Origin of the sequence: Paenibacillus prosopidis (assembly GCF_003337375.1) — a bacterium.
Taxonomy (GTDB): domain Bacteria; phylum Bacillota; class Bacilli; order Paenibacillales; family Paenibacillaceae; genus Pristimantibacillus; species Pristimantibacillus prosopidis.
Map to the genome: position 1 here is coordinate 26,243 of NZ_QPJD01000026.1, position 12,531 is coordinate 38,773.

13 protein-coding genes are annotated in these 12,531 nt (G+C 50.9%); 5 read left to right on the plus strand and 8 right to left on the minus strand.

Annotated features, from left to right (window positions below; translation table 11 throughout):
• Positions 1-14 precede the first annotated feature (14 nt).
• Together DFP97_RS28280 and DFP97_RS28285 are read right to left on the minus strand one after the other, a co-directional pair.
• Complete coding sequence (locus DFP97_RS28280; protein WP_114384016.1) at positions 15-833, minus strand: hypothetical protein; 819 nt, start codon at positions 831-833, stop codon at positions 15-17.
• Positions 834-860: 27 nt separating this feature from the next.
• Positions 861-2,876, minus strand: a complete 2,016-nt coding sequence (locus tag DFP97_RS28285; RefSeq protein WP_114384017.1) for a M1 family metallopeptidase — start codon at positions 2,874-2,876, stop codon at positions 861-863.
• Between the two features lie 105 nt (positions 2,877-2,981).
• On the opposite strand from DFP97_RS28285, the gene DFP97_RS28290 reads away from it, so the two are divergent.
• From DFP97_RS28290 to DFP97_RS28310, 5 genes are read left to right on the plus strand one after another with little or no spacing between them, the layout of a single operon-like run.
• Positions 2,982-3,497 carry a YwhD family protein gene (locus DFP97_RS28290; RefSeq protein WP_114384018.1) on the plus strand — a complete coding sequence of 172 codons (516 nt, stop codon included), beginning with the start codon at positions 2,982-2,984 and terminating at the stop codon, positions 3,495-3,497.
• A gap of 45 nt (positions 3,498-3,542) precedes the next feature.
• The gene (locus tag DFP97_RS28295) at positions 3,543-4,253 is read left to right on the plus strand and encodes an RNA polymerase sigma factor (protein WP_114384019.1); all 711 of its coding nucleotides are present in this window, start codon (positions 3,543-3,545) and stop codon (positions 4,251-4,253) included.
• Positions 4,250-4,864 carry an anti-sigma factor gene (locus DFP97_RS28300; RefSeq protein ID WP_114384020.1) on the plus strand — a complete coding sequence of 205 codons (615 nt, stop codon included), beginning with the start codon at positions 4,250-4,252 and terminating at the stop codon, positions 4,862-4,864. The genes DFP97_RS28295 and DFP97_RS28300 overlap by 4 nt, the downstream gene beginning before the upstream one ends.
• 35 nt (positions 4,865-4,899) lie before the next feature.
• On the plus strand, positions 4,900-6,063 hold the full coding sequence (locus tag DFP97_RS28305; protein ID WP_181873708.1) for a hypothetical protein: 1,164 nt from the start codon (positions 4,900-4,902) through the stop codon (positions 6,061-6,063).
• Positions 6,060-6,740 (plus strand): hypothetical protein, encoded by a 681-nt coding sequence (locus tag DFP97_RS28310; RefSeq protein ID WP_114384021.1) that lies wholly within the window; start codon positions 6,060-6,062, stop codon positions 6,738-6,740. Before DFP97_RS28305 ends, DFP97_RS28310 begins: the two co-directional genes overlap by 4 nt.
• Positions 6,741-6,834: 94 nt before the next feature.
• Here the strand turns inward: DFP97_RS28310 and DFP97_RS28315 are convergent, their stop codons facing one another.
• The 6 genes from DFP97_RS28315 to DFP97_RS28340 form a co-directional block, all read right to left on the minus strand.
• Complete coding sequence (locus DFP97_RS28315) at positions 6,835-7,851, minus strand: GNAT family N-acetyltransferase (protein WP_181873709.1); 1,017 nt, start codon at positions 7,849-7,851, stop codon at positions 6,835-6,837.
• Between the two features lie 173 nt (positions 7,852-8,024).
• Positions 8,025-8,357 (minus strand): cytochrome o ubiquinol oxidase subunit IV, encoded by a 333-nt coding sequence (gene cyoD / locus DFP97_RS28320; protein WP_114384023.1) that lies wholly within the window; start codon positions 8,355-8,357, stop codon positions 8,025-8,027.
• Between the two features lies 1 nt (position 8,358).
• The gene (gene cyoC / locus DFP97_RS28325; RefSeq protein ID WP_114384024.1) at positions 8,359-9,000 is read right to left on the minus strand and encodes a cytochrome o ubiquinol oxidase subunit III; all 642 of its coding nucleotides are present in this window, start codon (positions 8,998-9,000) and stop codon (positions 8,359-8,361) included.
• Complete coding sequence (locus DFP97_RS28330; RefSeq protein ID WP_114384025.1) at positions 9,000-10,970, minus strand: cbb3-type cytochrome c oxidase subunit I; 1,971 nt, start codon at positions 10,968-10,970, stop codon at positions 9,000-9,002. Before DFP97_RS28330 ends, cyoC begins: the two co-directional genes overlap by 1 nt.
• A gap of 62 nt (positions 10,971-11,032) precedes the next feature.
• Complete coding sequence (cyoA, locus tag DFP97_RS28335; protein WP_114384026.1) at positions 11,033-11,995, minus strand: ubiquinol oxidase subunit II; 963 nt, start codon at positions 11,993-11,995, stop codon at positions 11,033-11,035.
• 241 nt (positions 11,996-12,236) lie between these two features.
• Positions 12,237-12,524 carry a hypothetical protein gene (locus DFP97_RS28340; protein WP_114384027.1) on the minus strand — a complete coding sequence of 96 codons (288 nt, stop codon included), beginning with the start codon at positions 12,522-12,524 and terminating at the stop codon, positions 12,237-12,239.
• Between the last annotated feature and the right edge of the window lie 7 nt (positions 12,525-12,531).

Genomic DNA, 12,531 nt, shown 5'->3' on the forward strand with positions numbered 1-12,531 from the left:
TGCAGACTAACTGTCTATATCTGCTTCGACTGCAGATGATCATATTGCGATGCGATGGTCCACACTTTCATAAGGGTCCGGACGAGGTGATAGCCCTGATGTACGATGAGTGCGAATAAGCCGGCCCAGAGCATCGACAGGCTCGTTACGACGAGGCCTAGAGCGGCACCAATAGCCCACATGATCAATGATATTGCCGCATAGGAAACGAAATTTCTTAAAGCGCGCCATAAGGAGCGGAAAATCCCTTCACCTGAGGCAGCGCCAAATTGCATGGCCAGAAAGACCAGATGAAGCACCGTGCCCCAAAGCAGCCATAAGAACGCTCCAGGCAGTATGGATTGCAGCAGCTCCGGAATCGATCCACTCTCCAGAAGGGAATCCAAGGAGCGGGGGAGCAGCCACCAGGCAGGCGCTAACGCGAGTATAGATTCTAACCAGTAAAGTAAAACGACCGGCTTCCAGGCTTTGCGAATACCTTCGAGAAAACGGGTGCCTGCCCCATCTCTCATTTGGTGGTGCAGCGAATAAAACAATCCCGCGTTAAACAAAGGAGTCAGCAGCATCCGGGCGGCGAACAGGCCCCCAAGCAGCCACAAATAGGGCGAGACGAGATCGGTTTTGAACAGCTGGAACTGGGCCTCCGTGATGAAGTGCTGTGCAGCCGTATCAGACGGATAGGAGCTGGGAAACCGCCGCAGCAGCGGAGAAACGACCGAATCAATAAAGCGGTATAAGAAAAATCCCCACAGCAGCTGGTACAAAAACATTAAAATAACGAGGTGAAAATGTTTGCCCGCCAGCCGCCAGCCTTGCTTCATGTGTATCTTCATCGTTTATCGCTCCTTGAACGCAATTACTTACCAGCTCAGAGATCCGAGCAGCCCTTCAATCAGCTTCACAACGCCAAGGCTCCACCTTGTACGCGTTTCTTCCGGCAGCTGCGCTTGCATAAAGTTGTTGATGAGCTTGTTATCGAGTACATTGCTGTGCTTCGGATCAACGAAGGCCCATTTGAGTGGAGCAGAGTGCAGCTGCTTGTATTGGATATGGGATTCTTCCGCATTCCACTGCTTTGTCATCTTCGTGCCGTCGGTGAACTGCAGAACGATTGGAATCTCACCATTCGTGCCGCCATGCTTTTTGACAAGGACGATCGACTCGTACATTTGTGCGCCGTCCTGTTTGACCGGCCTCACATGAATAGACTCCACTGAAAAGTCGGCCATTTGGTTATCGTAAACGTATTGTCTGAAATAATCATGCCACTTTGTCCTTGTAACCTGTTCAACCACGCGCTGGAAGTCGGCTGTAGAAGGATGCTTAAACTTATATTTTTGAAAATAAGTACGTAAAATCTTTTGCATCGTTCTTGTGCCCACCTGATTCTCTATGCCGATGAGGACGAGCTTCGCTCTCATGTATACATTTTCTGCATATTGGTCATGGCTTCCATATGCCCACGACAGCTGCTTGAGCGGCGCCGGATCCGTCATGTAGCTCGCTTCGACCCGCAGGTTGGCTTCCAGCCCGTATGCGGTCTCCATCACTTTGTCCTCCGCATAGGACGTAAAGCCTTCATCCAGCCACGCCTCTTCGAATTCATTGGAGGCTACCATCCCGTACCAATACTGGTGGCCGATCTCATGTACAACTGTCCGCTCCAGATCGAAGCCGGGGTTATCCTTCTCAGCTGCAAATGCGGTAATGAGCGTCGGGTATTCCATACCGCCCGCGCCGTTCGCTCCTTTCGGCGGAACGATGATCGACAGCGTGGTGTAAGGGTATTCACCGTACCACTGCGCGTATTTGGAGAGAGCGGATTTGGCTGCATGCAAGTAACGCTCCTTGAGCGCCGCGTGCGACGGATCAAGATAAAGCTTAATGCGTACGCCGGGAATACCCGTATCGGAGAAAGCTGCTTCCTCGTATACGAAGTCTGGCGATGCTGACCAGGCGAAGTCATGGACGTCATCGGCGTAAAATTGGTACACCTTAGTCTGATCCTTCACTTCGATAGGTTTTGTTTGGAAGCCGGTTGCGGCAACGGTGTACGCCTCAGGCACTTTAATCCGGACGCTGTATATACCGAAGTCGCTGTAAAACTCCGAATTGCCGTGGTACTGGTGCACGTTCCAACCCTCGGCAGTCCGGCCCCTTGTACCTATGGTTTCATATACAGCCAGCTTAGGGAACCATTGACCAGCCATGACGAATTTGCCGGAGTACCCCATTCGTGCAAATACTTCCGGCAGCTTCACTTCGTAGCTCATACGCAGCGTGACCGATTTTCCCGGGGCAACCGGTTCAGGCAGCCGTATTTTGGCCAGCGTGAAGTCATTCTCGTTGCCGTCATCCGGCTGAACGTACTGCAGCCTTGGCATCAGACTCTCGCCCTCAAGGGTTTGCAGTGTCAGCAGCTTCATGTAGCCGATACTGTTCGTCGTCGCTTTGTCCTGACGCAGCTTGCCGCCGGATTCACGCATAAACGTCGTGTTTTCTGATTGGAAGGCATTCGGATACAGGTGGAAATAGAGCTCGGACACCATTTTTTTACCGGGGTTGGTCCAGGTTATAGCCTGTTCGCCGTCTAAATGCTGTGCATCGCCACGTAATTGAACGTTGATATGGTACTCAACGACTCGCTTACTAAGCGATTGCGGCTTTGGCGTCATAACCGTATTTGGCTCCTGCACGACAGGCGGCTTGGCCGAATTCTGGGCAGGAGCGGGCGTTTGCTTGGCTTTGGCGGCGGGGGCGAAAGCATATGTATACTGGGATTGCCAAGCATTCCCGAAGCCGTATTGCACAGACAGACCGAGCATGACGGCTGCGAGTATAACTAGTAAAATTCGTTTGACATAGCGTGGAGTCATTGAACGTTTCCCTCCCGTTGACAAGCATCTACAGCATGTATATGTTTGCTTTTCAAGGATTATTAGCTAAAATGGAATTATTGTATGGGGAAGGTGTGAATACGCGTGACGGAAGAACAAGGACAACCGGAAAAGAAGGAAAAGAAATCACTGTCGCTCAACGTTGTGAGCAGCAAAAAACATAAAGGGTTCGGTGCGGGATCGATTGATTTGAGCGACGTAGCTTGCGTAATTATTGACGAGGGCGTTGCTTATATCGATGTTGGGGCGATGCACGCGAAGAGCAAGGTGGAGCGGGGCATCAAGTTTACGCCGAACAAAGAGGATACGCCTAATGGCCGTCAATGCTGGATCGTATGGGTGGCCGTCGACCGCAATGAGGAAGGCTCCTTTTATGCCGGCGCAACGGCTTGCGAGATGCTTATCGATACGGAAGCGCGGCGCGGGTGGAAGATTTTGGCTGATCACGTAAACAAGCTGGACTATTCCATTAAACGGCGTTACATTCTTGGCGAGCTTGGCGACGTAGAGAAAACAGCGCTCCGCAAGCTTTTGGTTGAACACAACCAGGAGTGGTGGGACCGTTCGCCGGAAGAGCTAAAGCAAGCTTTGGATGTATAATCTAAGACGCGCAGGATGCGCAGCATAGGCGGAAGCCGATAAAAAATGAGAACCTCACCGTTCGTGAAGCTTGACCTCGCGAAGGTGAGGTTTTCTGCGTTGTTGCAGGCCGTGGAGAAGATAGAAAATTTTTTTGGGGAAAGTGCAGGGGAAGAGGGACTGGTTGACGTCTATTACATTGGGAAGGAGGGGAGCGACATTCAAGACGAAGATTGGATCAAAGCGATACAGAACGGCGGGCCCGAGCAATATCGACCGTTCGTACAGGCATATGGTCCGTACATATATAGAACCGTCTTCGCAGTGCTTCATTCACCGCATGACGCGGAGGATGTAACGCAGGAAGTGCTGCTGCAGATTTACCGCTCCCTCCCGGAATGCCGGTTGGATGGACTGAAGACGTGGATTACCCGGATTGCTGTCAATCGGGCGATCGATTTCAAGCGCAGCAGGGCGCGCAGACCGGAGGAGTTGTCCGGCGGCGAAGTCATACCGGACAGCTCTCAGGAGCAGCCGGCGGGTATGCCTGCTGCCGAGACGATAGCCATGGAGCGGGAGGATAAACGCCAGATTCGCGTACTGGTCGATAGGCTGCCGGATAACTACCGCGAAGTCGTGACCGCTTATTATATGGAAGATAAGTCGTATGAGCAAATCGCGGTTGAAACGGGACTGGAGCGCAAAAGCGTGGAGTCGCGTCTATACCGGGCGCGGAGCTGGATAAAACGCCACTGGCGGAAGGAGGATTTCGAATGAACGATGAGAACGGATGGATTGCGGGTCATGATTATTTAAATGGTGCTGATGAACACATTGCTTCAGATCAAATGGATCACTATGTACGCAACTTGCTTACGGAGCAGGAGCGTGATTGGGCAGAGCGGCATTTGGCAGTATGCGATACTTGCTTAGAGCTATTCGCGGCCGCTGTAGAGTCGCTGGAAGCTGGAACGGTTGTTGGAGGATCTGCGTACGAACCATCGATTACAATGCCTGATATGGAGCTGCTTGAGCAGCGTGTCGTGACACAGCTCATTAGCGAGTTGACACCTGATGATCATCACCTTGAGCAAGCGCAAGCAACTACTACCGTCGTACAAGAGAGACCCTACCGCCGAAGCTCTTGGCTGCAGCATCCCGTCACACATTATACGATTGCTGCCTCCATCACGCTGCTGCTGCTTGGCAGCGGTACCTTTGCCTCCTTTTCGCAGAAGCTGGCACAGCATGAGCTGGACTTGAACGCGCAGGAGCCGCAGCCTGCAATTACAATACCGTTAGACAAACAGACGGAATCGTGGTCGGACAAAATGGTCAGTCAAACCGGCTCGTGGCTCGATGGGCTGCAGGCGATTCGCTTTAAATAAAGCATGACGAAGATAATGAGAGGAATGAATAATCAATGAACAAAAGCCCGTTAACCGCGTTTTTGCTTTCTTTTATACCAGGCGCAGGGCATGCGTATTTGGGCCGTCCGATCCGAACCGTTTTGTATGGAGGAGCTTTCTTCGGGCCGCTTGTACTATTGTTATTACTGTCATTTGCAAATAACGGCGGTGATGAAGTTCTCGTCCTCTTGTTTATATCCGTGATGAGCTGGGGCATCAACATGATGGACATGATCATTACACTCGTTTCGGGCAAGGTGCCTGGAAGGGCGGCCGCGGCTCCTCCATATGGATCTTTTGCAGAAGCGTCTGACGGCGCTGTGCCGTTGTCGTTTGACCAGCAGCGGGAGAAGAGCCGCACGATTATGCTGTCCCTGCTTCCAGGGCTTGGACATATGAGCATAGGACTCATGCAGCGCGGCATAACGTTTCTAATCTCATTCATCGGGTTGTTTGCGATTATCGTGTTTCTCAGCGTGATTATGGGCACGGGAGCGCTGCTGATATTTTTGTTGGGGCTGCCGGTCATATGGATTTACAGCATGTTTGACGCCATTCAGCAGCTGCATGCGAAGCAGCGCGGCGAGCAGCTAACCGACCGTGCCATATTTGAGGACTTGGAGGCGCACATCGCTTCCGGCCGCAAAAATAAAGTGCTGGCTATTGCGCTGTCGATTTTCCCGGGTGCGGGTCATCTGTATTTGGGGCTTCAGAAGCGGGGGCTTCAGTTAATGGGCGGCTTCCTGCTAACCATATATATTATGGACAATTTGCGGTTGTCGCTGTTTTTCTTCTTGCTTCCGCTCTACTGGTGCTTTGCGTTCTTCGATGCGCTGCAGCAGTCGTCGCGCTATGAACGTCAGACACTTACCGATGATCCGGTGCTGACTCAGCTTGTGCCTTATCAACGATGGTTCGGCATCGCGCTGCTCGGGTTCGGCGTTTATTATTTGCTTGACCGTGTAGCCGCCGAGGTTGCATCCAGATACTCTAGTGAAATTTACTCGCAATATGTACAAATCAAATATATGATTCCTACCGCTGTCGTTGCTTTTATTATGATAATTGTTGGCTTGCGGCTGGCATTCGGAAGCAAGACGAATGCAGAATCCCAAATAACCGCACCGCCTGCGGCAGCTCCAGCCGGTCATTCCAAACAAGAGGAGGGATTGCAATGAGCGCAGTAAATATGGTCCATCCGGCCAATCGGGCGGAAGGCATCCGTACATGGCGGGTCGGCTCGCTGTCGATGGGCGTAACGCTCATGCTGATGGGTACTGCTTTGGCCGTTTCGTTATGGCAGGACATAGAAGCCTATGAAATGCTCCTGTGGGTAGCGCCGGTCGTTTTTATTATGCTCGGTGCAGAGCTGCTGCTCTACTTGAAGTTTTCAAATAGCGAGCACGCCATTGTACGGTACGACTGGATCAGCGTCTTTTTTGTAGGGGCTGCCGGAATGGCAAGCTTAGGACTTGCGCTGCTCATGTCTACTGGCTTGTTCGATGAGCTGCAAAGGGGGCTGCAAATGACGCAGCGCTCGGCGTTTGTGGAAACAAAGACAGTGCAAGTACCCGCGGACATTAATAAAATAGTCGTACATTCATTGGACGGAGTAGAATTCAGTGAGACGGACACAAGAGAGGTGAAGCTGTTCGGTCAGGTCCGTTACTGGTCAGCGGAGAAGCTTGACCGGTTGGACGACAGCCTGTTGCGGACGAATATCGTCGGCTCAACCATGTACGTCATGATCGGAACGGTGGATCGCCGGGATGGCGGGCTTGTCTCGGATACAATCGATCCGCAGCTTACGCTGACCGTGCCGAAGGGTGTGGAGCTTGTGAAGCGGGGGCATTAGCTTGTCACCTTTGTTAGTTTAGAAAAAAAGAGCATGACTAAAAGCGGCTAAAGCTGCCTTCGGTCATGCTTTTATTTTGCAGAAAATAATGCTTTTAGCTGTCTGTTGCAGGTAGACGGTCCAGCACCCGACTAAGCTGAGCGACGATCCGGTATGACCCCCGTAGAGGCAAATAGCCGAGCTTGCGGTTAATTTTTAAAATAGGCTCGTTCGTCGAATCGTTATCGGTACGAAGATAGGACGCTTTTCTGTTCATAGCCATCTGCACAGCCTTTATCTTTAAGGCATACGCAATTCCTCTGCCGCGGTAATCCCGGCTCACGCCGGTATATTCGTGGTACATGCCGTTGGTCTGCAGATTGTGCAGCACATTCGTCACCCCGATAAACCGGTCTCCGTCAGCGGCAATCAGAACGCGCTCGGGCGCATAACCGTCCACCTGCAAATACCATTTGCGCCATTCGTTAAATTCAGGCACATCGCCTAAATAACCGGGGATGTCTACCAGTGATTCTTTGTAAAGCTGATACAGCTTCTGCTCACTTACCTCGCCCGGTTCATCCGCCAGCGTTAGAAAGCGGACTTCCTTCGATTCTGTAAAGCCCGATAGAGCCGCATCCAGCTGCGCCTGATTGCCGTCAAGATTTAAAAGGGACTGGAACGCATGTCGCTCAATAACAAATCCTCTCCTGCTAGCAAAATCAATTGCAGCTTGATTGTCATCCCAGACCTCAGCCATGAGCGCGACAGCGCCCAGCCTGGAGGCCCAGTCTGCAATATGCTGCAGCAAGAGCTTCCCTACACCACGATTACGATAGGCTTCCGCAACGACCAGCGTGTTGCACATATAGCCTGGCTCCGTCCAAGGCGCCCGCCAAGACCAGACATAGCCGACAATCTCGCCATCTGCATTAAAAGCCACCCGCCGTTCCCGGTCATAACCAGCCAGCAGTCCGTTCTCATCCATCCAAGTGTGTCCAACCTCATATAATTTTTCGTCCGCTTCACGCAAGCTTTTGGCTGTAGAAGGCTCAGACCAGACCGTATTCAGCAGCCGCGCAATCCCTTCGTAATCTTCCGGCAGCTGCAGTGCTCGCAGCTTTATGGGCATAAAAGGCCCCTCCTTTTCCCTTATCCTGCTTATATTCATGAGTATGTCATGAATGGGGGAAGCAGAGATAGGGAAAGTTTGGTTATAGTTATTTTTTTCATATACCTGTATAGCAAAAGGCTGCACCGGAGTCCTAAGACTCGATTGCAGCCTTTTATAAATCCAAAGGTTGACTAAGAAGCAACCGTATTATACGTCATGATCCAGATGGAGCCTGCAACGATCGTCAGCAAAATGACGAGGCCGAATATAAGCGCCATGAGGTTGAAACGCGGCTTTTTCTCATCTTTGATATGCATGAAGAAAATGAGCTGAACCGCGAACTGCAGGACGGCCATCACAAGGATGAGCACGGTTGTTGCCGTTTTGTTCAACAGATCATTCAGCACGACTACGAGCGGTATGATCGTTAGTACAATTGAGAAGAGAAAGCCGATGACGTAAGACTTCATCGATCCGCCATGGGATTCATGAGCATCATGCCCGTGTGTATTATGCTTCTCCATCCTACATCACCCCCATCAAGTAAACGATCGTGAATACGAAGATCCATACGACGTCCAAGAAGTGCCAGTACAAGCTGATAATGTTCACTTTGCGCTTCGTTACCGGCGTAATCCCGCGGCGGCTCAGCTGGAGCATTAGCGCGATCATCCAGACGAGACCGAGCGAGACGTGCAATCCGTGCGTACCGACTAAGGTGAAGAAGGCCGACCAGTATGCGCTTGTGCCGATCGCAGCGCCCTCATGCACCAAATGCATAAACTCAGTCACTTCCAAATAAACGAACGATGCGCCGAGCAAGGCGGTAATTGCGAGCCATAATATAAGGCCCCGTTTGTTGCCTTTGTTCATTTCAAGCACGGCAATGCCGCTCGTGAAGCTGCTCGTTAGCAGGATGAACGTTGAGATGATAATGCCTTGAAGTTCAATAAGTTCTGCAGGCGTTGGTCCGGCCGCCGTATTAAAGCGAAGCACGACGAACGTTGCGAACAAGGTACCGAATAAAATAACGTCGGTTATAAGAAACAGCCAGAAGCCAAACATTTTCAAAGATTCTTGATCGTGATGATCGCCATGATGACCGCCGCCTTGACCGGCATCGTGTCCGCCATGTGCTCCTGCTGAAGTGGAAACTGCATGTGCCATTATTTTGTCCCCCTTAATGCCGCTTCCGTACGCTCAATCTCATCAACCGGAATATAATAATCGGTATCGTAAGAGAACGAACGGGCAAGCATACATACGGCTACGCCGATCAGACCCGGTATCGCCATCCAGAGCCAATCCCATACGAAGCCGAAGCCGGCCGTAAACCAGCATACGGACATAATGAACGGGATACCTGAATTTTTAGGCATGTGAATCGGCTCAAGCGGTGCCAATGGTTTGGCTGGCTCGCCGGCCGCAATGCGCTGCTTCTCTTCCCACCAATCGTCTTGGCTCGTCACCTGCGGCAAGCGTGCAAAGTTATAGAGCGGAGCAGGCGATGGAATCGACCATTCCAGCGTGCGGCCGTCCCACGCGTCGCCGTCTTTTTCCTTCTTGTAAAACTTGATGCTGTGAGCGATTTGCCATACTTGGAAAATAAACGCCGCGCCCATCAGGAATGCCCCGACAGTGGAAATTACATTAAGCGGCTGCCAGCCCATATCGAAGTCGTATGTGTTGACACGACGTGTCATACCCATTAAGCCAAGCGCATATTGCGGCATGAAACATACATAGAAGCCGATGTTCCAGAACCAGAATGCCCATTTGCCAAGACCTTCATGCAAGCGGAAGCCGAACATTTTCGGCCACCAGTAATAGAGACCTGCAAAATAACCGAATACGACGCCGCCGATAAGCACCTGATGGAAATGCGCGATCAGGAAATAGCTGTTATGGAACTGGAAGTCGGCCGGAGCAACGGATAAGAGTACCCCGGTCATCCCCCCGACGACAAAGCAGGGTATGAAGGCAACCGTCCACATCATCGGTGTCGTAAACTTTATGCGGCCGCGGTACATCGTAAACAGCCAGTTAAATACTTTTACCCCGGTCGGTATAGCGATCAGCATCGTCGTTAAGGCAAAGAATGCGTTGACGTTAGCGCCGGAGCCCATTGTGAAGAAGTGATGCGCCCAGGTAAAGAACGAGAAGAAGCTGATAGACATAAGGGCGAATACCATGGATTTGTAGCCGAACAGCTTTTTCTTGGAGAAAGTCGATACGATTTCAGAGAATATTCCGAATGCGGGTAAAATAACGATATATACTTCCGGGTGCCCCCACATCCAGATGAGGTTAATATACATCATCGGATTGCCCCCGCCGTCGAGCGTGAAGAAGTGCGCGCCCAGATAGCGGTCAAGGAACAGCAGGAACAGGGTAACCGTCAAAATCGGAAATGCGAACATGATTGTTACACAAGACGATAGCACCGACCAGACGAACATTGGCATTTGCATGAGCTTCATGCCGGGCGCACGCATTTTCAGTATCGTTACGACAAAGTTAATGCCAGTCGCCAAGGAGCCGATCCCTGAAATTTGGATACCCCATATATAGAAGTCCTGTCCGAGACCCGGACTGCCGGACAGCTCGGAAAGCGGCGGATAAGCCAGCCAGCCTGCATCCGGGGAGCCGCCGATGATGAACGATACGTTAAACAGCATCGCGCCGAAGAAGAACATCCAGAAGCTCAGCGAGTTCAGGAATGGAAAGGCAACGTCGCGCGCGCCGATTTGCAGCGGAACGACAATATTGAACAATCCGAACATGAGCGGCATCGCCATGAACAAAATCATAATAACGCCGTGCGTCGTGAAAATTTGGTTATAGTGCTCCGCGTGCAAAAACTCCAGCTCCGGAGCAGCAAGCTGCACCCGCATAAGCAGCGCATCGACGCCGCCGCGGAACAGCATGAGAATCGAGGCAATGATGTACATAATACCGATTTTCTTATGATCGACGCTGGTCAGCCATTCCGTCCACAGCCAGCGCCATTTTTTGAAAAAGGTGAGTACGAATATAATCGCCACCAGCGATAATCCTATGGATACTTGAGCCCCTAAAATAAGCGGGTCGCCAGTAACAAAAAATTCGGATGCGAATTCTTTTATTTTATCTAACATGAGGGGACCTCCTAAAAGTTTGTGAAACAAACTCGCTTCGAACGCATTCGCTTGTTAATGGGTTAATGACCCGTATGATTTTGGGCGTCATGCTCGGTGCTGATTGTTGATTCGGATTCATCCGCAGGCGCAGAGGCAGGCTCCGTGGATGCTCCGCCTTGATGGTGGCCGCCGCCCTCGCCTTCCACGTATTGCGTTACGATTTTTTCGAACAACCCTTCAGGGAAGCTGGAGAACAACTGTACCCCGGACGAGCCAGGCTCCGTTAATTTCTCAAAGCCTTCCGTCGTAAGCGCAGGAGACGTTGCTTTCACTTCATCTATCCACGCGTTGTAATCCTCTTCCGTGGTGGCATCAACCTTGAACGTCATTTGGGCAAAATCTTTTCCGTTAAAGTTAGCGCCGGAGCCGAAGTAGCTGCCTTGCTCATCGGCTTGCAGGAACAGGGTCATGGCCATGCCTGACATGGAGTAAATTTGCCCGCCGAGCTGCGGAACCCAGAAGGAGTTCATCGCTGTGTCGGATGTAAGCTGGAACTTAACCGGCACATCTTCGGGAATTTTAATGTAATTGACGGTTGCAATTCCTTCGTCCGGATAGTTAAACAACCATTTCCAATCGAGTGACGTGACTTGAATCGTAATGGCTTCCTTCTCGGATTCAATCGGCTTGGAAGGCTCAAGCGCATACGTGTATTTAACCGTTATGACTGCTAGGATAAGGATGATCACAATCGGAATGCTCCACCAAGTGATTTCCAGCTTGGTGCTATGCTCCCAATTGGGTTTATAGGAAGCTTTGCTGCCCGGCTTATCGCGGTACCGCCAGACAATGACAGCTGTCAGGATAAGAACGGGAACGATGACAACGGCACATAGAATGGTTGAAATATAAATCAAATCTTTCTGAGACTCGCCGATCGGTCCTTTCGGATTGAGCACAATGAATTGCTCGCCGCAGCCGGAAAGCATTACGGCCATTAGCAAAAAGAGTACGGGTGTCAGCATACGAATATACGGTCTCATATCGGTTCAACTCCTCAAAATTACTGCTTACGACTACAATAGCAGATCCTTCATGCAATAGATGCGGGATTAACAATTACGTCAATAATTCGTCTTTTTTCTGTAATAGAAAGTTCACCGCTTCGACAACTGTTACAATATTCTTCTATTCGAAAGCGTTTTTAGCACCTTCCGCATAAAAAAGAGACAGCCCCATCAGATCATTGACCTGATGGGGCTGTCTCCTTGCTCCTAATACTATTTACGATTCGTCTTCGTTTTGATCTATCGTCGGCTGCTCTTGATAAAGCCGCGCATGAACGAGTCCAATTGCGGTGCCGATGACATAAATATGAACGCTGCCGATTAGAAATCCGATGCCGACCATTAAACCGACATTTTGATCGCTGAAATGGCTTAAGTTAACTAAGCATAGCAGGACACCGATGCTGAGCACGGCCCAAGCAATGGCTGTCATTGCTTTCACAAGACGCTTGACATCCGATTTGGAAGGCTGAACATGGCTGATTGTTGCTGTTTTCGTCGTCATAATGAAC

Bases quoted from the DNA above. Each gene is read 5' to 3' on its own strand.
- DFP97_RS28280 (WP_114384016.1), bottom strand. From the start codon at position 833: ATGAAGATACACATGAAGCAAGGCTGGCGGCTGGCGGGCAAACATTTT.
- DFP97_RS28285 (WP_114384017.1), bottom strand. From the start codon at position 2,876: ATGACTCCACGCTATGTCAAACGAATTTTACTAGTTATACTCGCAGCC.
- DFP97_RS28295 (WP_114384019.1), top strand. From the start codon at position 3,543: ATGAGAACCTCACCGTTCGTGAAGCTTGACCTCGCGAAGGTGAGGTTT.
- DFP97_RS28300 (WP_114384020.1), top strand. From the start codon at position 4,250: ATGAACGATGAGAACGGATGGATTGCGGGTCATGATTATTTAAATGGT.
- DFP97_RS28305 (WP_181873708.1), top strand. From the start codon at position 4,900: ATGAACAAAAGCCCGTTAACCGCGTTTTTGCTTTCTTTTATACCAGGC.
- DFP97_RS28310 (WP_114384021.1), top strand. From the start codon at position 6,060: ATGAGCGCAGTAAATATGGTCCATCCGGCCAATCGGGCGGAAGGCATC.
- DFP97_RS28315 (WP_181873709.1), bottom strand. From the start codon at position 7,851: ATGCCCATAAAGCTGCGAGCACTGCAGCTGCCGGAAGATTACGAAGGG.
- cyoD (WP_114384023.1), bottom strand. From the start codon at position 8,357: ATGGAGAAGCATAATACACACGGGCATGATGCTCATGAATCCCATGGC.
- cyoC (WP_114384024.1), bottom strand. From the start codon at position 9,000: ATGGCACATGCAGTTTCCACTTCAGCAGGAGCACATGGCGGACACGAT.
- DFP97_RS28330 (WP_114384025.1), bottom strand. From the start codon at position 10,970: ATGTTAGATAAAATAAAAGAATTCGCATCCGAATTTTTTGTTACTGGC.
- cyoA (WP_114384026.1), bottom strand. From the start codon at position 11,995: ATGAGACCGTATATTCGTATGCTGACACCCGTACTCTTTTTGCTAATG.
- DFP97_RS28340 (WP_114384027.1), bottom strand. From the start codon at position 12,524: ATGACGACGAAAACAGCAACAATCAGCCATGTTCAGCCTTCCAAATCG.